This window comes from Streptomyces sp. NPDC007095, assembly GCF_040634475.1.
Lineage (GTDB): Bacteria > Actinomycetota > Actinomycetes > Streptomycetales > Streptomycetaceae > Streptomyces.
This window is the reverse complement of sequence record NZ_JBEYFS010000044.1, coordinates 23335-49136: the sequence shown is the minus strand read 5'-3', so window position 1 is coordinate 49136 and position 25802 is coordinate 23335. Positions and strand designations below refer to the sequence as shown.

Genomic DNA, 25802 nt, shown 5'->3' with positions numbered 1-25802 from the left:
TCGTCATCGCACCCTGCTTCGCAGGGTCGTGAGCAGATACGCGCAGAGCAGAGCGGTCAGCGACAACATCAGGGCACCGCCCACGGGTTGGGCGACAAGGCGCGCCCCGGCCGCGATATAGCGCTCCCCCCCGAACGGCCATTGCATCAGCAGGAGCTCGCGCAGTCGCTCGGAAAACCCGGCCGCCTTCCGCACGGACGGTCCCGCCAAGGTCTTTTGTACGAGTGGTACGACCACGACCGGGACCGCGAGCACCGCCGCGAGCCCGGCGGTGGTGGACCGGAAGATGCCCGCCGCCAGCACTCCCGCCCAGGCGCAGCCCACCGTCAGGCCGATCCAACTCGCGCTCAGCGAAAGCCAGTCCGCTGGAACTCCGACGAGCTCTCGTCCGTAGACGAGATAGAGCATCTCGAGGTCGCAGCCCACCGTGAGGACAGCCAGCGCCAGCGCGGTGACCGAGGCGACGAGGAGTTTGGCGGCGAGCAGTCCCAGACGGCGGGGGACGGTGCCGCGGTCCGCGGCCAGGGCGGGGTGGCGGAACTCCTCGCCGAAGGCGAGCGCCCCGAGCAGTCCCGCGCCGAGCGCCGCGGGCGGCAGAGGGCATTCCCGCGGCCAGGCGGCCAGGAGCCGTGGTTGGGGTGTGTGACCGATTCTGGCCAGGATTACGGACAGCAGGGCGGAGGTGACCAGCACGGTGATCGCGGTGAGGTAGCCGGTGCCCACTCCGGTGGCGCGCCGCAGTTCGTAGCGCAACGGACGCAATGGGTTCGGGGCCTGGCGTACGGCGATGAGGGGCGGGAGCTGGGGCAGGTCCCGCGCGCCGAGCGAAGCAGCCGGAGGGGTCCGCGACTCGACCGGCCCCGGCTCGTCGGCCGTGGCCGCACCGGTCGCGGCTACGGCGGTGGCGGATTCGTCGGTCGCGGGGGCATCGTCCGTGGAGGTGGAGGCCTCGGAGGCAGAGGTCATGAGGGCAGAGGTCATGGTGCCGACGGTCGCGGGGGCGAGGCCCTCGGCAGGGAGTGTGGCATGTGGCCCCATGTCGCCAATCTCGTCGGCGAGTTGGTGTACGAGGATGCCGTGCCGGAAGGCGGTCTCGCCGATGTCGGCGCAGGTGCTGCCGTACACCGAGAGCCGGTTGCCGTCCTCGCGCACGACCTCGACTGAACGCTGCGCGGCGCGGGCCTCCTTGGTGAGCAGGGCGCCGAGGCGGACGGCGTGCGGACTGCGGACGGCGACCCGGGGGCGGAGCCGGGTGCGGGCGAAGTCCGCGGCTTCCTGGTCGGCGACGAGCCGGCCTCCCTCCAGCGTGATGACCTGGTCGGCCGTCCGAGCGGCTTCCTTGGGGTCGTCCGTGCTGAACAGAACGGTGCCTCCGTGGGCCGCGTGCGCCCGAAGAATCCCGTGCAGCCAGCGGCCTTCGGTGATGGAGAGACCGCCGGCGGGGTCGTCGAGGACGAGGGTGTGCGGATCGGACAGCAGCGCACAGGCCAGGCCCAGGCGGCGGTCCATGCCGTGCGACAAGGTGCCCAGGCGCTCGTCGCGCAGGCTCACGAGCCCGACGGCTTCGATCACTTCGTCGACGCGCCGAATCGGGACACCGACGGCCGCACACACCATGCCGAGCTGCCCGCGGACCGTACGCGCGGGATGGCCCGGCACCTCGCCCAGGAGCACACCGACCTCACGCGAGGGATGGGCGATCCGGTGCAGTGGACGGCCTCTGAAGTAGGTGGTTCCGCGGCCCCGCTGGAGTTCGAGCATGAGCCTCAGCGCCGTCGTCTTGCCCGCGCCCGGGGCTCCGAGGAGCGCTGTGACGCGGCCCGAGCGCGCCTCGAAGGACACGTCGTCGACGGCGGGGGGAAGCTCCTTGCGGGGGTTGCTGGTCAATCCGATGGCCTGGATCACTCACAGCAAGATAGCGTGACATTTCTGGTTTTTCGGGCACCTTGCGGTTCATTCGAGGCAGCTCTCCCCACTATTTCGGGGCGACACGCCCCTGTGAGTCGATCCGCCCTCGTCAGACCTCGGGGCGCAGCATCGGCGGATTGAGCAACGTGGCGCCGCCGGCGCGGAACAGCTGCGCGGGTCGGCCGCCCTGGCGCGTGGTCGTACCGCCCGTGGGCACGAGGAACCCCGGAGTGCCCGTCACCTTGCGGTGGAAATTGCGCGGGTCGAGTGCCACCCCCCACACAGCCTCGTACACGCGGCGCAGCTCTCCGACGGTGAACTCGGACGGGCAGAAGGCGGTGGCCAACGACGAGTACTCGATCTTGGACCGGGCGCGTTCCACCCCGTCCGAGAGGATCTGGGCGTGGTCGAAGGCGAGGGGTGCCGCCTGCTCTCCGTCACGGCCGTAACCGCCCTGCTGCAGCAACTCCTCCACGGGCGCCCAGCGCGCGCTGTTGGCGTCGCCTCCGGCCCTGGGCGCGGGCAGATCGGGGGCCAGCGCGAGATGGGCGACGCTGACCACCCTCATCCGCGGGTCGCGTTTGGGGTCACCGTAGGTCGCCAGCTGTTCCAGGTGCGCGCCGTTGTCCTGTGCCGGGGCTGACGGGTCGTGGGCGCGCAGCCCGGTCTCCTCGACCAGCTCTCGCGCGGCAGCCTGTGCCAGATCCTCGTCGGGCCGTACGAAGCCGCCCGGAAGCGCCCATCGTCCCTGGAAAGGCTGCTCGCCCCTCCGTACCGCCAGCGCACACAGGGCATGGCGACGCACGGTCAGCACGACCAGGTCCACGGTCACGGCAAAGGGCGGAAAGGCCGACGGGTCGTAGGGCATGCCGCGATCATAGTCGTCTGCCTGACGATAAACACGCCCTTCGCCAGTCGCTTCCGCTGATGATCCACTTCCGTCCTGTACGGGTCCCACCGGTCGCTGCCGGTTGCCGTTCGAGGACGCGTGGCGCAAGGTCACACTCCCAACTGCAGTCCACCGGCCGCCTCCTCCACCATCGCGAGACCGAGTCTGCTGACACGCACGGAGAACGGGGCGCCCGCGATCCGCAGTCCCGTCAGTCCGATCTCGCCCAGCGGCGCACTACTGACCGGGCGCAGCGTCACCGTCCTGGCCGGGGCGTCGGGGCGGATGCCCGCGAGGGAGGTGAGGAGCAGCACCCCGGCGGCCGCCGCCGTGGCCGCGGGACGACAGGCGGCGGGGTGCGGGAGCGGGGCGCCGCCTTCCGTGCGTTGCTCTCCCGCGTACATCTCGGGCAGCCGGTGTCCGAAGGTCTCGGCCGCCGCCAGCAGGCCCCGGAACAGAGCGCTCGCCTCCTTCTCGTAGCCCGCGGTGACCAGACCGGTGACGGCGGTCGCGGTCTCCTGGACGCGCACGGCGCCGCCGCGGTGTCCGAAGGGGTTGTACGCCGCCTCCTTGGCGCCCAGGCTGCGCAGACCCCAGCCCGAGTCCATGGCCGGGCCGCCGAGCAGCCGTGCGAGCTGCTCGGTCTGCACCTTGTCGAGCAGGCCCGGGGCGAACATGCCGGAGCCGAGCAGTCCCGTGTCGAGGAGGTGGGCGGTGCTCGCGCCGAGGTGGGGTACGAGCCGCCCGTTCGGGGCCCGGGCGGCCGCCGGTCTGCCGCCTCCGCGGTCCTCGGCCCAGAAGTCCCCGCGGAACGCGGTCCGCATCTCCTGGGCCCACTGCACCAGTCCCTCGCCACCCGGCCGTCCGTGCGCGTCGAGCAGATCGGCCCCCAGCAGCGCCGCGCGGTGGGCATGCGCCTGCGTCTCGCAGCGGAACGGCCCGCCGGGGTGCGGGTCGGGCAGATAGGTGCCGTCACCGACGGTGGTCCGCAGCCAGGCGAGGCACCGCTCGGCCGCGGGCAGCAGTTCCTCGGTCTCCTGCTCCGGAAGTCCCCAGCGCCGGGCCTCCGCAAGCAGTACGGGGAACAGCAGGGTCGCCTCGGTGGCCGTGCAGCTCGGAGGCAGGTGCGGGCCCGCGTCCCGGCGCGGGCCGGGGATCAGGCCGGACTGCGCTCCCGGGCCCGCGATTTGGGTGCGGGCGAGGGTCCGCAGCGTGCCCACGGCGAGCCGGGTGCCGAGTGGCAGTGTCATCCGGGCCGCGACCAGTGCCTCGGCCGGCGCCAGGCCGCATCGCCACGGCGCCCCCGCCGCGAGGTACGTGTCCGACGGGTGGGCGGCATCGCGCAGCAGTAGCGCCTGGAGGTCCTCGACGCAGGCGTCCATAAACGCCTGGACCCTAGGGTCGTCACCGGTGGCCCGGGCGGCGGTGAGCGGGCTCGTGGTGCCGCGGCCGACGGCTCTGGCCGGCCCCGCACCGCCCGGTCGCACCCGCAACTCCACGCTCCGGGTGCCACCGGGTGGCAGTTCGAGCTCCCAGCGGAGCAGTCCCGCGGAGGCCAGGGCGTCGGCGGGCGGTGGGTCGGCGGTGACGATCGAGCTCCCTGTGGCACAGGACCATCGCAGGCCCGAGTCATGGACGCTGGCGGGCAGTTCGAGCCCGGCTCGGCCCGAGGCGACGGAGCCGAGCTCCGCGAGATCCGTACCGAGGGCGACCTCGAGGGGCACGCGCAGGGCGCGGGGGGAGGCGCTGCGCAGGGTGATCCGCTCCGTGCCGTCCGCGTCGCGCGTCCGCTCCACGACCACGTCGGGATCCGGGCCGCCGTCGGCGGAGGCGCGCACCGTCCCGACGAAGCGGGCTCGGTCCGCGGCGACCATCCGGGCCTGTACGGCGAGTGGTTCGCGCCCTGCCACTCGAACCTGGCAGCGGGACAGCGTCCGGCGGCCCGCGCGGTAGAACCCCTCCAGCCCGCGGCCGGTCAGCTGCCCCTGGTCCGTGGAGATCGCCAGTCCCGGCAGGGCGACGCAGATCAGGGCGTTGTGCACGGGCGGCAGGTCCGTGGCCCGGCGCGGCCCAGGAAGCGGGGTGTGACGAGCCGTCGGACCGCCTGGTCCCGCGAAAGGGCTCAAAGCGCTCTCGACTCCCGCGAAGGGCACCTGCGAACCGGCGCGACGTGGGAAGGGCTGAGCGGGCCCGCGCAACGGCGGGAGGGCGCCGCCGGGATCGGAGGGTGGAATGGGCAGGGGCATGCGGCTTCCTCGGTCAGTGCGCCTGGGGCGCGCTCGGCGCCGGGTGGGGGGATCCGGAGGGGCGAGGGCGTTCGGCGGCGCGGCCCGGCCACGGGTACCGCCACACAGGCGAACGGAACGTCCCTGTCCGGGGTCACGCCCTGGGCGGGGCAAGCCGACCGAATGGCGGTGGGCTGGCCGGTGGGGCGTGCCGCGGACGGCGTGCACGGGGACGGCTGGTACGGGGACGGCTGGTACACGGCTGGTACGGGGACGGCTGGTACACGGCAGGTACGGGGACGGTGGGGGCCAGGCCAGAGGTTCGGGCTTGGAGATCGCGGGCGCGCGCCGCCCGCCCCTGCCGCGCGGGCTGGGGCGTGCCGCCGCGTCGAGTGGAGTGTCATCCGGTGCCGGGGGCACCTCATATGTCACCCGAACCGGTAATCGGCGATCCGCCCCGCTCCACACGCTCACGTCTCCTCCCCCACAGCCCGCCGGCCGCCCTTGCGGCGGGCACGTGCCCTTTCGCTCGTCGACTCAGGCGCGCGCCCCGGCCCCTCCCCGCCGGGCACGGCCTCATCAGCGGGCCGACGCCGGCTACCCACCCCGGGGTGACGCCCCCTTCCGCGCGGTGCCCCGATCCCCGTCGCGCGTGCCCTGCGCCGGGGTCGGTTCGGGGCGCCCGGCGGCTCGGCGACGTCGCGCGGTGCCGAGCGATCGGGACCCGCCGGCTGTTGCGCTTCCGCCCCTGTCCGGCCGGTGTGCTCCGCGCGCAGGCAGCGGCGGATCGACTCCGGGTTGAGGCCCTCGTTGCACGCCTGGTGCAGGAGACGGGCGAAGAGATAGTCGGGATCGGCGCCGAGTGCCATGGCCAGGGCCTCACGAGCCTCCAGTTCGTCACCGGTCGACCAGGCGACCCACCCGGCGAGGGTGAGGGGTGCCGCCGCATGCTCGCCGTAGGGGCCGACGCAGCGGCGGGCCAGCGCCCGCCAGAGGCGCAAGGCCGGGCCGGCCTCGTCACCCTCCATCCACTCGGCGGCACGGTCGCGGGTTGCTCGGTCCTGAAGTCCGAGGATCAGGGTGGCGGCCTCGTCGTGCTCCAGGAGGCCGTCGTCGCGGAGGTCCGCCGGGCGCGTGCCGGATGCGGTTGGGGCGTCGGCGAACCGCTTCATGATGTGCCGGGCCAGTCCGAGGGTCTCCTCGGCCACCTCCGCACGGCCCTCGCCGTCGAGGATCCTGGGAACCAGGGCCATGCTCGCCGTGTCGAGCGCGGCCCGCTGCTCACGTGCGGCCGCGCCTTCCCACGGAATGAACCGGACAATGAATTCCCTCAGCGATCCGCGCACTTGGAGGCCGGCGTAGGTCGCGGCGGCGGCAAGGACTGAGGTGCCGGGCAGTCCCATCGGATGCCCCTCGGACGAACAGCACCCCTGGCCTGGGCAGCAGTACGACCAGAAGCGGCCGCCGGAGATGCACAGGGCCTCGACGACGGGGACGTCGAGGCGGCCGCAGGCCGTGCGCAGGAACTGCGCGAGCGGCCGCAGACGTTCCATGACGTCCCGTCCCGACTCTCCGGTCTCCGGCTCCTGACAGAGGTAGGCGACCATGCTCTCGGGCCGGGCCCCTCTGCGCTCGCTTCCCATCACCAGTCCTTGTGCGAGCTGATCGGCGACGGACGGCCAGTCGTCCGCGTGGGCCGGGATGCCGAGCCGTGCCCGCCCGCCGAAGCGGCCGCGCCTCTCTGCGTCGTGCAGGGCGACCAGCACGATGCTGTCCTCGGGCCGGTATCCGAGCAGGTAGGGCAGGGCATCGGCCAGTTCGGCCGGTGTGCGCAGGGTCACCTGGTGCTGCCCGGGCAGGTCGTGCCCATCGTGCTCGCCCCGCCCGCTGCGGCCGCCCGGCACGTGACCCGCGCTGTCTCCCCCGTGCCGACCGCGCCCGCTGATGTCATTGTCACCGGACGTGCCGGCGGCTTCGCTGTGATTCGTCATGCCGTGACCATCCCGCGGATCTTGAAATTCCGCTTTGCCCTGTGGATAACCCTGGCCATGACCACGACATGACTTGTCCACAACCCGGCGGCCTCGTTCGCGCGATGTCCGACCCATCGGGTTGCATGGGGCCATGAGCAACGACGACCCACGCCCTCCGACCAACACGGACCCACCCAACGCCGACCTGCGCGGCGCGGCCGATGCCGTACTCGCCCGCCTCGTCGGCGCCCCGGCGGGCGAGGCCCGGCTGCGCGAGGACCAGTGGCGCGCCATCGAGGCCCTGGTGGCCGACAAGCGCAGAGCCCTCGTCGTGCAGCGCACGGGCTGGGGCAAATCCGCCGTGTACTTCGTCGCCACCGCGCTGCTGCGCGAGCGGGGCGCCGGGCCCACGGTCATCGTCTCGCCGCTCCTCGCCCTCATGCGCAACCAGGTGGAGGCGGCCGCCCGCGCCGGTATCCACGCTCGGAGCATCAACTCGTCGAACACGGAGGAGTGGGAGACGATCCAGGCCGAAGTGGCCGCTAGCGAGGTCGACGTGCTCCTGGTGAGCCCTGAGCGGCTCAACAATCCCGACTTCCGCGATCAGGTACTGCCCAAGCTCGCCGCTGCGACCGGCCTGCTCGTGGTCGACGAGGCACACTGCATCTCCGACTGGGGGCACGACTTCCGGCCGGACTACCGCAGGCTGCGCACGATGCTCGCCGATCTCCCGCCGGGCGTCCCCGTCCTGGCCACCACCGCGACCGCCAACGCCCGCGTGACGGCCGATGTGGCCGAGCAGCTGGGCACCGGCGCCAGCACCGACGCACTCGTCCTGCGCGGTCCGCTGGACCGGGAGAGCCTGAGTCTCGGCGTGCTGCGGCTGCCGGACGCCGCCCACCGCATGGCCTGGCTCGCCGAGCACCTGAGCGACCTGCCGGGCTCGGGCATCATCTACACGCTCACCGTGGCAGCAGCCGAGGAGGTCACCGCGTTCCTGCGCCAGAGCGGGCACACCGTCGTCTCGTACACCGGTAAGACGGAGAACGCGGACCGCCAGCAGGCCGAGGAGGACCTCCTCGCCAACCGCGTCAAGGCCCTGGTCGCCACATCCGCGCTGGGCATGGGCTTCGACAAGCCCGACCTCGGATTCGTGGTGCACCTGGGCTCCCCCTCCTCCCCCATCGCGTACTACCAGCAGGTGGGACGAGCGGGCCGCGGGGTGAAGCATGCCGAGGTGCTTCTCCTGCCGGGCAAGGAGGACCAGGCGATCTGGGAGTACTTCGCGTCGATCGCCTTCCCTCCGGAGGAGCAGGTGCGCCGGACCCTGGATGTCCTGGCCCGCGCCGAAAGGCCGCTCTCGCTGCCCGCCCTCGAACCCCTGGTGGAGCTGCGCAGGTCCCGTCTGGAGACGATGCTGAAGGTGCTCGACGTGGACGGCGCGGTGCGGCGCGTCCAGGGCGGCTGGATCTCCACGGGCGTGCCCTGGACGTACGACACCGAGCGCTACGCCTGGGTCGCCAAGCAGCGGGCCGCCGAGCAGCAGGCGATGCGCGACTACGTGTCGACCACCGGCTGCCGGATGGAGTTTCTGCGGCGCCAGCTCGACGACGAGCTGGCGAAGCCGTGCGGGCGCTGCGACACCTGCGCGGGAGCCCGGTTCGAGGCGTCCGTGTCCCCCACCGCACTCGACGCGGCCAACGGCGAGCTGGGCCGCGCCGGTGTCGACGTCGATCCCCGCAAGATGTGGCCGACGGGCCTGCCGGCCGTCGGCGTCGACCTGAAGGGGCGAATCCCGGCAGGCGAACAGGCCGCACCGGGGCGCGCCTTGGGGCGGCTCTCGGACATCGGCTGGGGCAACCGGCTGCGGCCGATGCTCACCCCCCAGGCACCGGACGGACCCGTGCCGGATGATGTGGCGAAGGCCGTGGTCGGCGTCCTGGCCGACTGGGCGAAGGGGCCCGGCGGCTGGGCCTCCGGGCGGCCCGACGCGCAGCCGCGCCCGGTCGGCGTCGTCACCATGGCCTCGCGCAGGCGTCCACAGTTGATCCAGTCGTTGGGCGCGCGGATCGCGGAGGTCGGCCGACTGCCGCTGCTGGGGTCCGTGGAGTACGTGGGCGAGGCCGTCTCACAGGTCCACCGGAGCAACAGCGCCCAGCGGCTCAAGGCACTCGACGGGGCGCTGGCCGTGCCGCCCGCGCTGGCGGCCGCCCTCAAGGAAGCAGGCGGTCCCGTGCTGCTCGTGGACGACGCCACCGAGACGGGCTGGACGCTCGCGGTCGCCGCGCGCATGCTGCGACGATCCGGGGCGCAGGGGGTGTTGCCGCTGGTCCTGGCCGTACAGGCGTGACCCATGTGTCGCTATCAAGAACAGTGGGCAGGGATATACACGACGTATAGCCGGAAAACGGTCGGTGGCCCCAATTGCTCGTTGCCGCAACCAAGTTCGACAGGAAGAATTGAGGTCCGCTCCCCGTACGGCTCGCCCGTGATCCGGTAGGGCTCTGCTGCGGCGTGCGCTCCCCCAAGTCCGACCCCGCCCGCTGTGTGGGCGCGTAGCCGAAGGGAGGACCGTGACCTTCGGATTCGCTCCGTCCTCGGCGGCATCCATGTCGACGTCTGCCGATCTGTCTGCCGCTTCCGCCAACCCACTGACCCGTATGCTCGAACCCGCCGAATGGGCCGCTGCGGGGATTCCGCTGCTGCGCAATCCCCGGGAGGTCGTCAGCGGATTGCACGCACGGCACCGGCCGAGACCCACGACCGCCATCGTGGCCGTCCTCGACGCGGACGAGCGGCTGCGGGCGAGCGCCTCGTTCACCCGGCGGTCGGCTCCGGCCGACGGCTGGATGTTCCGCAACTCCCTGCTGGCGCAGCTGCGCCGGGTGATCCCGCACGACCTGCGGCGCCGCACCCCGGTACGCACGGCGGTGCTGCTCTACTGCCGCGAGGGCGACGCACGTTGGACCGAGGAGGACGGGGCGTGGATGTGGGGGCTGCGGGACGCCTGTACCCTCCACGGGCTGCGCTGCGGGGCGTACATCACACTGACGCACGACGGCTGGCAGGTACTCGGCGAGGGCCGTGGCGGACGCCGTCCGAGCGCGGACTCCCCGCCTGAGTCCTTCGCCCTGACCGAGGCACCACCGCCCCTCCCACGTACCGGGGGCGTCGCGTCGGAGGTGCTGCGCCGGGCGGCCGCCCGCTGAGTCTGCCGCGGCCGTGCGGCGTCGGCGCCCGCCCAGCCGACCCGCCTTGAGGGCCACTGTGGGGCACTCGTCCCCGCCCGGGCGCGTCCGCCGGCGCCCCGGTGGCCCCCGCGGCGCAGGGACGGAGCGGGGGCAGTGCCGTAGCGCTCGCGCCCGATCCAGCGGTGTACGCGCCCCTCCGGAACGCCCGTAGTGACTGCTTGCTTGCCGAGGCCACGGTGACGGCGGTGGGCGTCTCCGTGGGCGGGGTGTCTCTTCGGTGTACGCCATCGCCGGACGGCCTGGTGGCCGTCCGCAGGACTGCAGGCACACGGACTCCGTGCACACGCACTACATGCGCGCGCGGTCCTCGGGCACACAAGCTCCAGGCACGGCGAAACGACCGCCGTACAGGTGGTGCCGTGGTGGCACCACCATCACGCCCGAGACATCACCCCGACCGTTGCCCGAGCGAATCCCGGACGGTGTCCGGGATTCGTTCAGACTCCGGCGCCCAGCACCGAGTTGATCTGCTGCGGGTCGCCGCAGACGATCAGCAGGGCGCCGGCCCGGCCGAGGGCCAGGGGCAGGGCGGTGGCGGCGGCAGCGTCGGGACCGCCGTTGACGGCGACCACGACCACGGGACGGGACGCGGCCCGGCCCACGACGGAGGCGTCGGCGTAGAAGACGTCGTCGCCCGCGTCGTGCTGCGCCCAGTAGGCGGCTTCGCCGAAGGAGAGTTCGTGCGCGGCCCACGGGTGCGGTTCACCGGTGGTGATCACCAGCACCTCACCGGGGGCTCGGCCCGACTCCAACAGCAGGTCGACCGCTTCTTCGGCGGCGTCCAGCGCGCCCTCGGCCGAGGCCGGGATCAGCTGGATCTGTGGGGTGGCGGCAGCGGGCGCGGCCGCCGGGGCGGATGACCCCGGCGTGGCCACGACCGGCTCACGCGGGGTGCGTTGGGCCGGCATCGGCCGGACAGGTCCCGGACGTCCGGGACGCGGCGGAGCCGCGGGACGGGGACCGGGTACGGGACGGGGGGTCGGCGCGGTGCGGCCACTGGCCGGAGTCGCGCGGGGACCCTGGGCACTCTCGTGAATCTGAGGCTCCTCGGGAATGAGAGGCATGAGCTGATATTTATCAAACGCCGGTGCGACTCGCGTCGGCGGGTGGCACATGAGTGCGAGCGGAACCGTCAGAAATCGAAGCCGAGCTGACCTTCGATCTCCGGACCGCTTCCGTCCGCCCAGCTGCGGACCTTCTTGAGGTGCCGCCACTGGGGCAGCGCATCAAGATACGCCCATGACAGCCGGTGGTACGGAGTGGGGCCCCGTTCCTCCAGTGCGGCCTTGTGCACCGGAGACGGATACCCGGCGTTGGCCGCAAAACCGAAGTCTGCATGGTCGACACCCAGTTCGGCCATCATTTTGTCGCGCTGAACCTTGGCGATCACCGAGGCCGCCGCGACGGCCACGCAGGACTGGTCACCCTTGATCACCGTGCGAACCCGCCACGGCGACCCGAGGTAGTCGTGCTTCCCATCGAGGATGACCGCGTCGGGGCGGACGGGCAAGGCCTCCAGGGCCCGCACTGCGGCCAGGCGCAGCGCGGCCGTCATCCCCAGGTCGTCGATCTCCTCGGGGGAGGCATGCCCCAGGGCGTACGACGTCACCCATTTCTCCAGCTCCGCGGCCATCACGGTACGGCGCTTGACGGTGAGGAGTTTGGAGTCGGTGAGGCCCTCGGGCGGACGGCGCAGTCCCGTGACGGCGGCGCAGACGGTGACCGGGCCGGCCCACGCACCACGGCCCACCTCGTCGACACCGGCAATGATCTTCGCTCCGGTCGTGGCGCGGAGGGAGCGCTCGACGGTGTGAGTAGGTGGTTCGTACGGCATGGCGCCCTCAGCCTACGCCGCCCCGAACCCCTCGCGACACCCAGGTTTCCCTGAGCGACCACAGCCCCGGTACCGACACGAACCAGTCACCCGGCGATCCACGGATTCAGGCCCCGGCCGCCCGCGGATCAGCCCCCGCCCGTCGCAGCAGCGGGACCATCAGCTGATCGATCATCTCCTCCAGATCCCGTTCACTCCATTCGCTCGCGCACACCTTTGAGCGATACATCATCATCGCCGGAATGACGTCGAAGACGTAGGAGTTCGCGGCGTCCGGTCGGACCTCTTCCCGCTCGATTCCTCGGTGAACGATGTCTCGCAGCAGATGCTTGGTCGGCTCGACGACCCCTCCGGTGATCAGACTCTGAAAGCGTTCCGCCTGCGCCACATCACATTCGTGAAGCACTGAGCGCAGTGCGAATCCGGGCTGCGAGTACATCGCCTCACGTACCTGTCGGCACAGTTCCAGCAGATCGTCCCGGACGCTTCCGAGGTCGGGGGCCTCCGTCAGGCTCGGCAGTCCGGCCTTCAGCGCGTCCGCGACGAGGTCCTCCTTGGACGGCCAGCGGCGGTAGACCGCGGCCTTGCCGGTCTGGGCCCGGGCGGCGACGCCCTCCATCGTGAGGCCGTTCCAGCCGACCGTGCTGAGCTGCTCGAGCGCGGCGTCGAGGATCGCGCGTTCGAGCACGGCACCGCGTCGGCGCAGGGAGGCCGCCTGAGCGGGAGCGGCCGTCCAACGCGAAGTAACCATCTGAGTCTCTCCGTTGTGCATGGGGGAGCGGGGAGTTCGGGGAGGGCGAGCGGTCAAGTGGCGACACGCGGCGGCGACTTCAGTGAACGCTTGCGTTCACTGTCGGGGACTCACTACCGTTGACGCAACAGTGAACGCGAGCGTTCACTAACGCACTTATGGGGGACCCATAGTGACAACCTCTCAAACCTCTCAGTTGATCCGGGAATCAAGGCCAGGAGCGGCTCGCCGGGAGGGGCATCCCGGCATCGCACTCGCCGTCATCGCGGCCTGCCAACTCATGGTGGTACTCGACTCGACGATTGTGAACATCGCCCTCCCGCACATTCAAGACGCGCTCAAATTCAGCACGACGGACCTGACCTGGGTGATCAGCGCGTACACCCTCACCTTCGGTGGCCTGCTCCTGCTCGGCGGCCGCGCGGGTGACATCCTCGGCCGCCGCCGGGTCTTCATGACCGGCATCATGCTGTTCACGCTCGCCTCGCTGCTCGGTGGACTCGCCCAGGAACCCTGGCAGTTGCTGGCCGCGCGGGCCCTCCAGGGCGTGGGTGGCGCGATAGCGTCGCCCACCGCGCTGGCACTCATCACCACCACCTTTCCCGAGGGCCCGGCACGGAACCGGGCCTTCGCCGTCTTCGCCGCGGTCTCCGCGGGTGGCGGCGCCATCGGGCTCCTTGCGGGCGGCATGCTCACCGAGTGGCTCGACTGGCGCTGGGTGCTCTTCGTGAACGTGCCCATCGGTGTGCTGATCACCGTGCTCGCCCCGATGTACATCAACGAGTCCGAGCGCCATCCGGGGCGCTTCGACGTCGCGGGCGCGCTCACCTCGACGGCCGGTATGGCCTCCCTGGTGTACGGGTTCATCCGCGCCTCGGAGGAGGGCTGGCGCGACAGCCTCACGATCGGGTCCTTCGCCACGGCGCTCGTCCTGTTGCTGGGCTTCGCGTTCATCGAGACCCGGGCGAAGGAACCGATCACCCCGCTGAAGATGTTCGGCGACCGCAACCGCTCCGGCACATACGTGATCATGCTCAGTCTGGCCGCGGCGATGTTCGGGATGTTCTTCTTCATCGTCCTGTTCGTGCAGAACGTACTGGGCTACAGCCCGATCCAGGCCGGTCTGGCGTTCCTGCCCGTGACGGCGGCGATCGGCATCGGAGCGGGGCTGTCGCAGCGGTTCCTGCCGGTCCTCGGGCCCAAGCCGTTCATGGTCGTCGGCTCCGCCCTCGTCGCGCTCGGGCTCGGCTGGCTGACCTTCATGAGCCCCGACAGCACGTACGTCGGCGGGGTGCTCGGCCCGATGCTGCTCTTCGCCTTCGGTATGGGCCTGAACTTCGTGACACTGACCCTGACCGCGGTCTCCGGCGTCGCCCAGCACGAAGCGGGCGCCGCGTCCGGACTCCTCAACGTCACCCAGCAGGTGGGCGGTTCACTCGGTCTGTCCATCCTGACCACGGTCTTCGGCTCGGCCAGCCGGGACGAGGCGGAGAAGCAGCTGCCGAAGTTCCTGGCGAACGCCTCGCCCGAGCAGAAGGCGGAGTTCGCCAAGACCCACCAGCTGCCCGCTCCCTGGGGCCACGACGTGCTCGCCCAGGGCATCTCGACCGCCTTCGTCCCGGCCGTCGCGATGGCGGTACTGGCCCTGGCCACGGCCGCACTCGTGATCCGGGTCCGCAAGAGCGACCTGGAGGCCCTCGCGGGCACGGCGGGGCCCGCCGGAGGCTGAGGCGGGGGCTGCGGAGGCGCCGGGCCCCGGTCCGGGCAACAGACAGCTCGGACCGCGGTCCGGTCGTGCGCAGCGGGACGGCACGCCTGGGCCAGCCTTGCAGGCAGCTGTACGGCACCGGGGCGGGCCTTGAGGACGTACGGCACCCGGTGTCCGGGCCTCGCGGCCAGCCGTACGGCGGCGAGGAAGGGCCGTCAGGCCGGGGTACGGCATCGCGGGCGGCCCGGCAGGCCACTGCTGTACAGCGCCGACGTCCAACCCTGTGCGGCGCGCTACCCCACGAGCCGCCGGACGCCCGGAGCCGCGTACCCGTGCCGCGCGAGGCCCACCCGGCCCCTGCCGGAGCACCGCGTTCCGCGGGGACTCCCCGGCGTCGCCGAACCGTCCCGGCGGCCTAAGCCCCCGCCCGCACCCAACCCGGCAGGCTCTCCGTCCGCTCCACCCACTCCCCCGGCGGCGCCCCCGCCTTGCCCGCGGCGATCACACCGCCGACGATGGCGCAGGTCGTGTCCATGTCGCCGCCCACCTGGGCGGTCGACCAGAAGCCCTCTTCGTAGTCACCCAGGGCCCGGGCCGCGGACCAGAGTGCGAACGGCACCGTGTCGTGCGCCGTCGTACGCCGCCCACAGCCCAGTACGGCGGCGACCGTCGCGGTGTCCCCGTAGTCGAGCATGTCGCGAGCGCGCCGCAGTCCGGCTCCGACAGCGCTGCGCGGGACGAGCGCGACGACGCCGTCGAGCAGCGCCTCGGCACTCGGCGGGCTCGCCGGGTCGGCCGCCAGGGCGGCGGCCGCGGCGACGGCCATGGCGCCCACGACGGCCTCGCGGTGCTGGTGGGTGGTGTATGCCGAGATCTCCGCCTGGTGGACCGCCTGCTCCGGGTCGTCCGCGTACCAGGCCCCCAGGGGGGCGATCCGCATCGCGGCGCCGTTGCCCCACGAGCCCTGTCCCTTGAAGAGGGCGGATGCCAGCTCCCGCCAGTCGCCCCCCTCCTGGATCTGCCGCAGCAGCCGGTTGACCGCGGGGCCATAACCCCGGTCGACGTCGTGGTGCTCGGCGAAGGAGCCGGCCAGCGCGTCCTGGTCGATGCGGCGGTGCCGGGCCAGAACGGCCACTACGGAGGAGGCCATTTCGGTGTCGTCCGTCCACTGCCAGGGGCCGGACGGCAGCTCGCGTCGCTTGAGCAGCGGATAGTTCACAGGCACGAAGAACCGCGAGCCCAGCGCGTCCCCCACCGCGAGTCCACGCAGGCTGGCCAGGGCGCGGTCCAGGCGTCCGCCGGGAGAGGAATCAGAGGTCATCGCCCTGCCACTCTATCCCTGCGTCCCCGTACGACTCGGGTTCACACCAGCGTTCGAACGGACGGTCAAGCGTGTACCTCCCGTCGTCACCGAGGACGAGCATCCGCATCTCGGCGTTCCCCGGATTCGACAGCGATTCGAACTCCGCGACCGTCCAGTGGAACCAGCGCATGCAGAACAGGCGCATGGCAAGACCGTGGGTCACCAGGAGCACGTTCGTCGGGTGGTCGGGGGCCTCGAAGCTCCGGTAGAGACTCTCCAGGAAGCCGCCGACCCGGTCGTAGACGTCAGCGCCGGACTCGCCCTGCGCGAAGCGGTAGAAGAAGTGCCCGTACGCGTCCCGGTAGGCCTTCTGGAGGCGTACGTCGTCGCGGTCCTGCCAGTTGCCCCAGTCCTGCTCGCGCAGCCGCGGCTCCTCGCGCACCCGTATGAGCCCGGGATCCAGGTGGAAGGCGCGGAGCGTCTCGTGGGTACGGCGATAGGGAGAGACGTAAACGCTTACGCGCTCTCGCCCGAAGACCTCCCGCAACCGTTTTCCCGTCTCCTCCGCCTGCTGCCACCCCTTCTCGGTGAGCGCCAGAGCGTGGTCGGGCTCGCGTTCATAAACGGTGTCATCGGCGTTGCCCGCTGACTCGCCGTGCCGGACAAGGACGATACGCCGTGGTCGAACCATGCCAAGACCCTAAAACGGCTGACGGCCGATCGAGCACTCCTACGGGCTCCATACGGCGTAGGTCACATGTTCTCCGCGCAGATCACACCCGCGGACGGCACTCCGGTCAGACCGTCCACGAGGGCTCCAGCGCCACTATGTCGCCGGTCAGGGCCGCGACATCGGCCTCCGTCTGGGCACGCAGCGCGAGCCGTTCCACGCGCTCGGCCCGGTATTTACCGTGTTCGGCGGCCGACTGCCACATGGACAGGATCAGGAACTCATGGCCCGGGGCCTCACCGAACAGGCCCCGCACCATGCCGGGCGAGCCCGCCATCGCGGGATTCCAGACCTTCTCCTGCATCAGCGCGAAGTGTTCGGCCCGTTCCTCGTGGATGCGGCAGTGGGCCACCCGCAACAGGTCGGTGTCCGTGAAGCGCGGCTCGAAGCCGGTCTTCACATCGAACCGGTGATCGAAGAGTTTGGCCTGCGACTCCTTGAAGGTCCCCGACTGGGCAGCCGCGAGCCGGTCGTGCGATCGGGCCATGAAGGAGTCGTAGAAGGCACGGCTCTCCCAGAAGGCGAAGATGTGCGCCACTCCGGGCCGCCCCCGGCTCCAGCCCCCGCCCTGCCCCCGGAATCCCGGCTCACCCAGCAGCCCCGCCCACTTTCGCTGCCCCCGCTCGAAACCGCGGCGGTCCACCACGGTGCAGCGAATCCACTTGACCAGCACCGCGCCATCGTAAGGCCACGGAGCGTGGCGCCGGTCACGCTCCGGCAGAGTGCACCCGCGCGAGCGCCCCCGCGCGCGTGGCACGATGGACAACAGGCCTTGACAACAGAGCAGTTGGGGGCTGAAGAAGATGGGGACGGGGAGGGGGAGATCCGATGACCGGTCTCAACAAGGGCATCCGCAAGGTCGAGCTCGCTGTGAAATGGGACCCGAGTCCCGTAGGTGAGCCCGCGACCGACCTCGACATCATCGCGGCGACGTACGTGGCCGCCGATCCGTACGGAAGTCCCGCCTATGTGGTGCACTTCGACAGCCGCTCCCCGGACGGCACCATCTACCTGAACCGGGACAGCAAGGACGGCAAGGGCTTCGGCTGGGACGAGGTCATGACGCTGGAACTCGACCGCCTCAACAGCGGCTACACGCGTGTGGTGGTGGGCGTACTCATCCAGCAGCGTTCCGGCCACAAGTCGTTCGTGGGCGTCCTCAACCCGGGCCTGCGCATGCGGGAGGGCTACACCGTGCTGGCGGAGGACAACTTCGGCGGCGTCCTGGGGGCGACTGCCGCGACCGTCGGCGAGTTCGTACGCGACGCCTCCGGAGAGTGGACCTTCCTACCGGGGATCCACGGCTACGACACCGACCCGGCGGAGTTCCCGCGCGTCATGGGCACGCGCCACGACGCCTGAAACAGCCCTCTCCGTAGGACACGTCTGAAACAGCCTTCCCCGTAGGAGCGAGAAAACGCCGAAGGGCGGCACGACCGGTGGTCGTGCCGCCCTTCAGGGCTTCAGGTCAGCTGCAACCGCTGGTCGAGCCGCAGCCCTCGCAGATGTAGCAGGAACCGGCCCGCTGCATCTTCGTACCGCAGGAGAAGCACAGGGGGGCGTCCGCCTGGATGCCCAGTTGCATCTCCACCAGTTCGGCACTGGTGTGGGCCTGCTTCGGGGCGGGCTTCGCCACCTCGACCTCGGCCTTCGGGGTGGCGACGGCCTTCAGCTCCTGCGCGCGGGGCGCGGACTGGGCCAGACCCTCGACGTCGACCTCGTCGTCGGACGGCTCGTACGAACCGGTCTCCAGGTGACGCTGACGCTCCTCGGCGGAGTGGATGCCGAGCGCGGAGCGCGTCTCGAAGGGCAGGAAGTCCAGCGCCAGGCGACGGAAGATGTAGTCGACGATCGACTGCGCCATCCGCACGTCCGGGTCGTCCGTCATGCCGGCCGGCTCGAAGCGCATGTTCGTGAACTTCGAGACGTACGTCTCCAGGGGCACGCCGTACTGCAGACCCACGGAGACCGCGATCGAGAAGGCGTCCATCATGCCCGCGAGGGTGGAGCCCTGCTTCGACATCTTCAGGAAGACCTCGCCGAGACCGTCGTCCGGGTAGGAGTTGGCGGTCATATAGCCCTCGGCGCCGCCCACCGTGAAGGAGGTGGTGATGCCGGGACGGCCCTTGGGAAGGCGCTTGCGGACCGGGCGGTACTCGACGACCTTCTGGACCGTCTCGCGGATGGTCGCCTCGGCCTTGGCGGTGACCTCGGCCTTCTCCTTCTCCTTGGTCTTGGCGGAGAGGGGCTGGCCGACCTTGCAGTTGTCGCGGTAGATCGCGAGCGCCTTGACGCCCATCTTCCACGCCTCGAAGTAGACCTCTTCGACGTCCTCGACGGTCGCCGTCTCCGGCAGGTTGACCGTCTTGGAAAGCGCGCCGGAGATCCAGGGCTGGATCGCGGCCATCATGCGGACGTGGCCCATCGCGGAGATGGAGCGCTCGCCCATGGCGCAGTCGAAGACCTCGTAGTGCTCGTGCTTGAGGCTCGGGGCGTCGACGACATTGCCGTTCTCGGCGATGTGGGCGACGATCGCCTCGATCTGCTCCTCCTGGTAGCCCAGGCGGCGCAGGGCCTGCGGAACGGTGCCGTTGACGATCTGCATCGAGCCGCCGCCGACCAGCTTCTTGAACTTGACCAGCGCGAGGTCGGGCTCGAGGCCGGTGGTGTCGCAGGACATCGCGAGACCGATGGTGCCGGTCGGGGCGATGACCGAGGCCTGCGCGTTTCGGAAGCCGTTCTTCTCACCGAGGTGCAGCACGTCCTGCCAGGCCTCCGTGGCGGCGGCCCAGATCGGCGTGTCGAGGTCGTCCACACGGACGGCCACGGCGTTGGCGTCGGAGTGCTGCTTCATGACGCGCTGGTGCGGCTGCGCGTTGCGGGCGTAGCCGTCGTACGGGCCGACGACCGCGGCGAGCTCGGCGGAACGCCGGTACGAGGTGCCGGTCATCAGCGAGGTGATGGCACCGGCGAGGGCGCGACCGCCGTCGGAGTCGTACGCGTGACCGGTCGCCATCAGGAGGGCGCCCAGGTTGGCGTAGCCGATGCCCAGCTGACGGAAGGCGCGGGTGTTCTCGCCGATCTTCTGGGTCGGGAAGTCCGCGAAGCAGATGGAGATGTCCATCGCGGTGATGACCAGCTCGACGACCTTGGCGAAGCGCTCGACCTCGAAGGACTGGTGGCCCTTGCCGTCGTCCTTGAGGAACTTCATCAGGTTCAGCGAGGCGAGGTTGCAGGACGTGTTGTCCAGGTGCATGTACTCGCTGCACGGGTTCGAGCCGTTGATACGACCGGACTCCGGGCACGTGTGCCAGTGGTTGATCGTGTCGTCGTACTGGATGCCCGGGTCGGCGCAGGCCCAGGCGGCCTCGGCCATCTTGCGGAAGAGCGTCTTGGCGTCGACCTCCTCGATGACCTCGCCGGTCATCCGGGAGGTGAGACCGAACTTGCCGCCCTCCTCGACCGCCTTCATGAACGTGTCGTTCACACGGACCGAGTTGTTGGCGTTCTGGTACTGGACGGACGTGATGTCGTCGCCGCCCAGGTCCATGTCGAAGCCCGCGTCACGGAGGGCGCGGATCTTCTCCTCCTCCTTGACCTTGGTCTCGATGAAGTCCTCGATGTCGGGGTGGTCGACGTCGAGGATGACCATCTTGGCCGCGCGGCGCGTGGCGCCACCCGACTTGATCGTTCCTGCGGAGGCGTCGGCACCACGCATGAAGGAGACGGGACCCGAGGCGTTGCCACCCGAGGAGAGGAGCTCCTTGGAGGAGCGGATACGGGAGAGGTTCAGGCCGGCGCCGGAGCCGCCCTTGAAGATCATGCCCTCTTCCTTGTACCAGTCGAGGATCGACTCCATGGAGTCGTCGACGGAAAGGATGAAGCAGGCCGAGACCTGCTGGGGCTGAGGCGTCCCGACGTTGAACCAGACCGGGCTGTTGAAGCTGAAGATCTGGTGCAGGAGGGCGTACGCCAGTTCGTGCTCGAAGATCTCTGCGTCGGCGGGCGAGGCGAAGTACTTGTAGTCCTCGCCGGCCTTCCGGTACGTCTTCACGATGCGGTCGATGAGCTGCCTGAGGCTCACCTCGCGCTGCGGGGTGCCCACGGCACCCCGGAAGTACTTGCTGGTGACGATGTTGACCGCGTTCACCGACCAGAAGCCGGGGAACTCGACGCCACGCTGCTCGAAATTGATCGAGCCGTCGCGCCAGTTGGTCATGACGACGTCACGGCGCTCCCACTCCACCTCGTCGTACGGGTGCACGCCGGGGGTGGTGTGGATGCGCTCGATGCGCAGTCCCTTGCTGGCCTTGGTGCCCTTGGCGCGGGAACCTCGTGCCGGACCGCTCGCCGTCTCTGTCATGCCGCCTCCCTGTATCGGGCTAAAACGCCCTGAAGTGCCACGTTCTTCCCATGGCACGGTGTGTGTCTGGTGCTGCGCGCGCCGCTACGCGGCTGCCCGCAACAGGTCTTTGGTCGCCACCGATGGGGGCCGATCCGAGTCGGCCCTTCCGTCAGTCGGCGGCGTTGGCGGGCACGGGGACCTGGACGGTCCCTCCGGACCCACGGTCGCTTTCCGGACGCTCCGCGTCCGCGGCTGCCACGTCCGCATCCGCCTCGCCCGCGTCTTCCTCGTCCGCGGCGGGGCGTCGCCTCGTCTCTTCCCTGAGTTCCACGATGGCGGCCTCGAAGTCCTCGAGCGAGTCGAACGCCCGGTACACGGACGCGAATCGCAGATAGGCGACGAGGTCGAGTTCCTGCAACGGGCCGAGTATGGCCAGACCCACGTCATGGGTGGTCAGCTCGGCGCTCCCGGTGGCCCGCACCGCCTCCTCGACCCGCTGGCCGAGCTGGGCGAGCGCGTCCTCGGTGACCGGCCGCCCCTGGCACGCCTTGCGCACGCCGTTGATGACCTTGGTACGACTGAAGGGTTCGGTGACGCCGGACCGCTTGACCACCATCAGCGAGCACGTCTCCACCGTCGTGAAACGACGGGAGCAGTCGGGGCACTGGCGGCGCCTGCGGATCGACGTGCCGTCATCCGTCGTACGACTGTCGACGACACGGCTGTCGGGGTGCCTGCAGAAGGGGCAGTGCATGGCTCCAACCCTCCTTCACAGCACGACTCATAGACCTCGCGAGACCTCTCGGGCCCCTCGAAGCAGCCCCAAGCATAGGCGATGACCGGAGGCTCGAAGACCCGGGGGACCACAACTTCTGGGCTGCTACAGCAATCCAACCACTAGATGTGGGGATCGACCCCTAAATTCACCCAGGACACGCGTGTCGCACACGTAATGGCATGTGCCGCGCGGTCATACCGATCCCGGGCACGCGGGGATACCGTGGTCAGCGCGCGGAAGGGGGCCGGTACCCGACTTACGGGGTGCCGGATGGCAGACTGGGCCGCGGCCCACATCTGTCGGCACGGTCATCGCCCCGGCGGTGAAGAGTACAGCAATGAGCCCTTATGTCCGCCGAATGAAGCGTTGGCTATACACCGAGACACGTGATCACGGTAGGTAATCCGCGATTTTTCACTCGAACGTGTGTTTGGCGCAACCTTTCGAAAGCAACTACCGTTGTCCAGCAGGGAGACCATCGAGAGGGGCCGACGTGACCACCACCGCAGACAGTGCCACCATCACTGCCCAGGACCGCTCCCAGGGCCGACTCGAGCCGGTGCATGCGATGAACGAAGCCACGAATCATGAGGGGCCCAAGCGCTCCCTGCCAGGGCGACCTCCAGGCATCCGCGCCGACAGCTCGGGACTCACCGACAGGCAGCGCCGGGTGATCGAGGTCATCCGGGACTCCGTGCAGCGGCGCGGCTACCCGCCGTCGATGCGGGAGATCGGACAGGCGGTCGGCCTCTCCAGCACCTCGTCGGTCGCCCACCAGCTGATGGCACTGGAGCGCAAGGGCTTCCTGCGCCGCGATCCGCACCGCCCGCGGGCGTACGAAGTCCGGGGCTCCGACCAGTCCTCGGCGCAGCCCACGGACACGGCGGGCAAGCCTGCCGCGTCGTACGTCCCACTCGTCGGCCGTATCGCCGCCGGTGGCCCGATCCTGGCCGAGGAGTCGGTGGAGGACGTCTTCCCCCTCCCCCGGCAGCTGGTCGGTGACGGCGAGCTGTTCGTCCTGAAGGTCGTCGGCGACTCGATGATCGAGGCCGCCATCTGCGACGGGGACTGGGTGACGGTCCGGCGCCAGCCGGTCGCGGAGAACGGCGACATCGTGGCCGCGATGCTGGACGGCGAGGCCACGGTGAAGCGGTTCAAGCGCGAGGACGGCCATGTGTGGCTCCTCCCGCACAACGCCGCGTACCAGCCGATTCCCGGCGACGAGGCGACCATCCTGGGCAAGGTGGTGGCGGTGCTGCGGCGCGTGTGACAGCACATGCCGGGCGGGAGACCCCGCCCCGCCCTTGACCGGGCCCCGGGACCACCTGCGCCGGTTCCGGGGCCCTGTGCGTTGCCCTCCGGGGGTCGGGCGGGGGCAGCGTGCGCGGCGTCCAGAGATGGTCCGCCCCGACGAGTACGCGCCCCTGAAGGGGTTTTGCTCGCCGGGGGGCGGGAGGATCGCCCACAGAACACGAGAGATATACGCGGACGCCGAGCGATATGCGCAGGCGCCGAGCGACATACGCGGGCCCCGGGCAACACGCGCAGACGCGCACGCCTGGCCACATGCGCAGACGCCGGACGGCATACGCGGGCCCCGGACAACACGCGCAGACACGCACGCCTGGCCACATGCGCAGACCCCGGACGGCATACGCGGGCCCCGGACAACACACGCAGACACGCACGCCTGGCCACATGCGCAGACCCCGGACGGCATACGCGGGCCCCGGACAACACACGCAGACACGCACGCCTGGCCACATGCGCAGACCCCGGACGGCATACGCGGGCCCCGGGCAACATGCGCAGACGCCGGTCGACATAACGCCGGCCCTGGGTGACATGCGCGGACACCTGGCGATATGCGGCCCGGGAGGGTCAACGGCGGGACCGGGGCGCAGATCCCGAGTCTGAGAGCACGCACGACACCTGGGGTGCCCACAGGGGGCATCTTCGCGGGGCCCGGGTGTGGCCCTGTGGGTGGTGTTGTCTGGCCGGAGGGGCATCCGAGGCGGAGCGACTCCGCCCGTAGGGGCACCCGGGCAGGCCCTCCTCGGGCCGAATGCGCGGGTCCCCTCAGCCTGCCGCGGGGCGACCTACGCCTCCTCCGTCTCCCCCGCTCCCACCGTCTCCTCGGCCTTCCGGGCCGCCGCGTCGATCGCGGTGAGCGACCTGCGTACCTGGTTACGGTCCGTGGTGTACCAGAAGTCGGGGAGGGATGCCTTGAGGTAGCTGCCGTAGCGCGCCGTCGCGAGGCGCTGGTCCAGTACGGCCACCACCCCTCGGTCACCGGTGGCCCGTACGAGGCGGCCGGCGCCCTGGGCCATCAGCAGCGCCGCGTGGGTCGCTGCGACGGCCATGAAGCCATTGCCGCCGTTCTCCTCGACGGCCTTCTGGCGGGCGCTCATCAGCGGGTCGTCGGGGCGCGGGAAGGGGATCTTGTCCATGACGACTAGCTGGCAGCTGGGCCCCGGGACGTCGACGCCCTGCCAGAGCGAGAGGGTGCCGAAGAGGCAGGTGCTGGGGTCGGCCGCGAAGTTCTTGATCAGCTCGCCGAGCGTCTCCTCGCCCTGCAGCAGGATGGGGTACTCGGGGATGCGCGAGCGCAGTTCCTCCGCCGCGAGCTGGGCGGCCCGCATCGAGGAGAACAACCCCAGCGTGCGGCCGCCCGCGGCCTGGATCAGCTCGGTGAGCTCGTCCAGCATGTCCGCACGGTCACCGTCGCGCGCGGGGCGGGACAGGTGCTTGGCCACGTACAGAATCCCCTGCTTGGGGTAGTCGAAGGGCGAGCCGACGTCGACGCCCTTCCACTGCGGGAGGTCGTCGCCCTCGGTGCCCTCCGGGGCGAGTCCCAGCGACGCCCCCACTCCGTTGAAGTCGCCGCCCAGTTTCAGGGTGGCGGACGTCAGGACGACGGAGCGGTCCGCGAAGAGCTTCTCCCTGAGGAGGCCGGAGACGGACATGGGGGCGACACGGAGCGAGGCGCCGAAGCGGTCGTGGCGCTCGTACCAGACGACGTCCCACTCGGAGCCGTTGGTGATCCGCTCCGCCACGTCGTGCACCGACTCCACCGAGGCGAGAGCCTGCTTGCGGACGGAGTCCTCGTCCTGGACGGACTTGTCACGGGTGGAGCCGATCGCCGAGATCACCGTACGAGCGGCGTCGCGCAGTGCCATCAGCGCGTACCCGAGATCCTCCGGGATCTCCTCCAGGCGGCCCGGAAGCGCGAGCTCCATCAGCCGCTCGAAGCCCTCGGCGGCGGTCTGGAGCTGATCGGCCGCCTTCTCGTTGACGAGCTTCGCGGCGCGGCGCACCGCGCGGTTGACCTGGCCGGGGGTCAGCTCGCCGGTGGCGACACCGGTGACCCGGGAGACCAGCTCATGGGCCTCGTCGACGATCAGCACCTCGTGCTGCGGGAGGACCGGCGCGCCCTCGATGGCGTCGATCGCGAGCAGCGCGTGGTTGGTGACGACGACCTCGGCGAGCTTGGCACGCTCGCGGGCCATCTCGGCGAAGCACTCCGCTCCGTAGGCGCATTTGGTGGCGCCCAGGCACTCACGGGACGAAACGGACACCTGAGCCCACGCGCGGTCGGAGACGCCGGGCGTGAGGTCGTCGCGGTCGCCGGTCTCGGTCTCGTCCGACCAGTCCCGCAGTCGCAGCAGGTCCTGGCCCAGCTTGCTGGTGGGCGCGGCCGCCTCGAACTGGTCGAAGAGGCCGTCCTCCTCGTCCTGCGGCACGCCCTCGTGCAGCCGGTGCAGACACAGGTAGTTCGACCGGCCCTTGAGCATCGCGAACTCCGGGCGGCGGCGCAGCAGCGGGTGTAGCGCGTCGACGGTCCGCGGGAGGTCGCGCTCCACGAGCTGCCGCTGGAGCGCCAGGGTGGCGGTCGCCACGACGACCCGCTCCCCGTGGGCGAGCGCGGGCACGAGGTAGCCGAGCGACTTTCCGGTGCCGGTGCCCGCCTGGACCAGCAGGTGGGAGCTGTCGTCGATGGCACCCGCAACAGCTTCGGCCATGGTCACCTGGCCAGGGCGCTCCGTACCGCCGACGGCGGTGACGGCAGCATGCAGGAGTTCGGGGAGTGAGGGCTCTGTCATAGCG

18 protein-coding genes are annotated in these 25802 nt (G+C 70.7%); 5 read left to right on the top strand and 13 right to left on the bottom strand.

Annotated elements, in window-relative coordinates; genetic code table 11:
* Positions 1 to 3: 3 nt before the first annotated feature.
* The 4 genes from ABZ656_RS17435 to ABZ656_RS17420 form a co-directional block, all read right to left on the bottom strand.
* On the bottom strand, positions 4 to 1905 hold the full coding sequence (locus ABZ656_RS17435; RefSeq protein ID WP_101401077.1) for an ABC transporter ATP-binding protein: 1902 nt from the start codon (positions 1903 to 1905) through the stop codon (positions 4 to 6).
* A gap of 112 nt (positions 1906 to 2017) precedes the next feature.
* Positions 2018 to 2776, bottom strand: coding sequence for an NUDIX hydrolase (locus tag ABZ656_RS17430; protein WP_054229890.1), 759 nt, complete (start codon positions 2774 to 2776; stop codon positions 2018 to 2020).
* Between the two features lie 131 nt (positions 2777 to 2907).
* Positions 2908 to 4848, bottom strand: coding sequence for a glycogen debranching N-terminal domain-containing protein (locus ABZ656_RS17425; protein WP_101403800.1), 1941 nt, complete (start codon positions 4846 to 4848; stop codon positions 2908 to 2910).
* A gap of 644 nt (positions 4849 to 5492) precedes the next feature.
* Positions 5493 to 7013, bottom strand: a complete 1521-nt coding sequence (locus ABZ656_RS17420; RefSeq protein WP_360268850.1) for a DUF4192 domain-containing protein — start codon at positions 7011 to 7013, stop codon at positions 5493 to 5495.
* Between the two features lie 133 nt (positions 7014 to 7146).
* Between ABZ656_RS17420 and ABZ656_RS17415 the strand changes: the two genes are divergently transcribed.
* Both ABZ656_RS17415 and ABZ656_RS17410 read left to right on the top strand, forming a co-directional pair.
* Complete coding sequence (locus ABZ656_RS17415) at positions 7147 to 9345, top strand: RecQ family ATP-dependent DNA helicase (RefSeq protein WP_360268847.1); 2199 nt, start codon at positions 7147 to 7149, stop codon at positions 9343 to 9345.
* A gap of 223 nt (positions 9346 to 9568) precedes the next feature.
* Positions 9569 to 10204 carry a hypothetical protein gene (locus tag ABZ656_RS17410; RefSeq protein ID WP_101401074.1) on the top strand — a complete coding sequence of 212 codons (636 nt, stop codon included), beginning with the start codon at positions 9569 to 9571 and terminating at the stop codon, positions 10202 to 10204.
* 479 nt (positions 10205 to 10683) lie between these two features.
* Here ABZ656_RS17410 and ABZ656_RS17405 read toward each other — a convergent pair whose 3' ends face one another.
* From ABZ656_RS17405 to ABZ656_RS17395, 3 genes are all read right to left on the bottom strand, one after another.
* Positions 10684 to 11310: a hypothetical protein gene (locus tag ABZ656_RS17405; RefSeq protein ID WP_101401073.1), complete on the bottom strand. Its 627-nt coding sequence runs from the start codon at positions 11308 to 11310 to the stop codon at positions 10684 to 10686.
* Between the two features lie 68 nt (positions 11311 to 11378).
* A complete protein-coding gene (locus ABZ656_RS17400; protein WP_054229885.1) occupies positions 11379 to 12080 on the bottom strand; it encodes a ribonuclease HII in 702 nt (233 codons plus the stop codon).
* 106 nt (positions 12081 to 12186) lie between these two features.
* Complete coding sequence (locus tag ABZ656_RS17395) at positions 12187 to 12831, bottom strand: TetR/AcrR family transcriptional regulator (RefSeq protein WP_360268842.1); 645 nt, start codon at positions 12829 to 12831, stop codon at positions 12187 to 12189.
* Positions 12832 to 13027: 196 nt separating this feature from the next.
* Between ABZ656_RS17395 and ABZ656_RS17390 the strand changes: the two genes are divergently transcribed.
* Positions 13028 to 14560 (top strand): MFS transporter, encoded by a 1533-nt coding sequence (locus tag ABZ656_RS17390; protein WP_180362366.1) that lies wholly within the window; start codon positions 13028 to 13030, stop codon positions 14558 to 14560.
* A gap of 394 nt (positions 14561 to 14954) precedes the next feature.
* On the opposite strand, the gene ABZ656_RS17385 is transcribed toward ABZ656_RS17390, so the two are convergent.
* From ABZ656_RS17385 to ABZ656_RS17375, 3 genes are all read right to left on the bottom strand, one after another.
* Positions 14955 to 15860, bottom strand: coding sequence for an ADP-ribosylglycohydrolase family protein (locus ABZ656_RS17385; protein WP_101401070.1), 906 nt, complete (start codon positions 15858 to 15860; stop codon positions 14955 to 14957).
* Positions 15850 to 16533, bottom strand: coding sequence for a histidine phosphatase family protein (locus ABZ656_RS17380; protein ID WP_101401069.1), 684 nt, complete (start codon positions 16531 to 16533; stop codon positions 15850 to 15852). The genes ABZ656_RS17385 and ABZ656_RS17380 overlap by 11 nt, the downstream gene beginning before the upstream one ends.
* A 106-nt stretch (positions 16534 to 16639) precedes the next feature.
* Positions 16640 to 17245: a YdbC family protein gene (locus ABZ656_RS17375; RefSeq protein WP_101401068.1), complete on the bottom strand. Its 606-nt coding sequence runs from the start codon at positions 17243 to 17245 to the stop codon at positions 16640 to 16642.
* A gap of 155 nt (positions 17246 to 17400) precedes the next feature.
* Between ABZ656_RS17375 and ABZ656_RS17370 the strand changes: the two genes are divergently transcribed.
* The gene (locus tag ABZ656_RS17370; protein WP_101401067.1) at positions 17401 to 17934 is read left to right on the top strand and encodes a TerD family protein; all 534 of its coding nucleotides are present in this window, start codon (positions 17401 to 17403) and stop codon (positions 17932 to 17934) included.
* Positions 17935 to 18040: 106 nt separating this feature from the next.
* Here ABZ656_RS17370 and ABZ656_RS17365 read toward each other — a convergent pair whose 3' ends face one another.
* Together ABZ656_RS17365 and nrdR are read right to left on the bottom strand one after the other, a co-directional pair.
* On the bottom strand, positions 18041 to 20935 hold the full coding sequence (locus tag ABZ656_RS17365) for a vitamin B12-dependent ribonucleotide reductase (protein ID WP_101401066.1): 2895 nt from the start codon (positions 20933 to 20935) through the stop codon (positions 18041 to 18043).
* 151 nt (positions 20936 to 21086) lie between these two features.
* Positions 21087 to 21671, bottom strand: coding sequence for a transcriptional regulator NrdR (gene nrdR, locus ABZ656_RS17360; RefSeq protein WP_360268835.1), 585 nt, complete (start codon positions 21669 to 21671; stop codon positions 21087 to 21089).
* A gap of 517 nt (positions 21672 to 22188) precedes the next feature.
* Between nrdR and lexA the strand changes: the two genes are divergently transcribed.
* The gene (gene lexA, locus ABZ656_RS17355) at positions 22189 to 22965 is read left to right on the top strand and encodes a transcriptional repressor LexA (RefSeq protein WP_054229877.1); all 777 of its coding nucleotides are present in this window, start codon (positions 22189 to 22191) and stop codon (positions 22963 to 22965) included.
* An 829-nt stretch (positions 22966 to 23794) separates the two neighbouring features.
* On the opposite strand, the gene ABZ656_RS17350 is transcribed toward lexA, so the two are convergent.
* Entirely contained in the window at positions 23795 to 25798 is a 2004-nt protein-coding gene (locus ABZ656_RS17350) for an ATP-dependent DNA helicase (RefSeq protein ID WP_360268831.1), read from the bottom strand.
* Between the last annotated feature and the right edge of the window lie 4 nt (positions 25799 to 25802).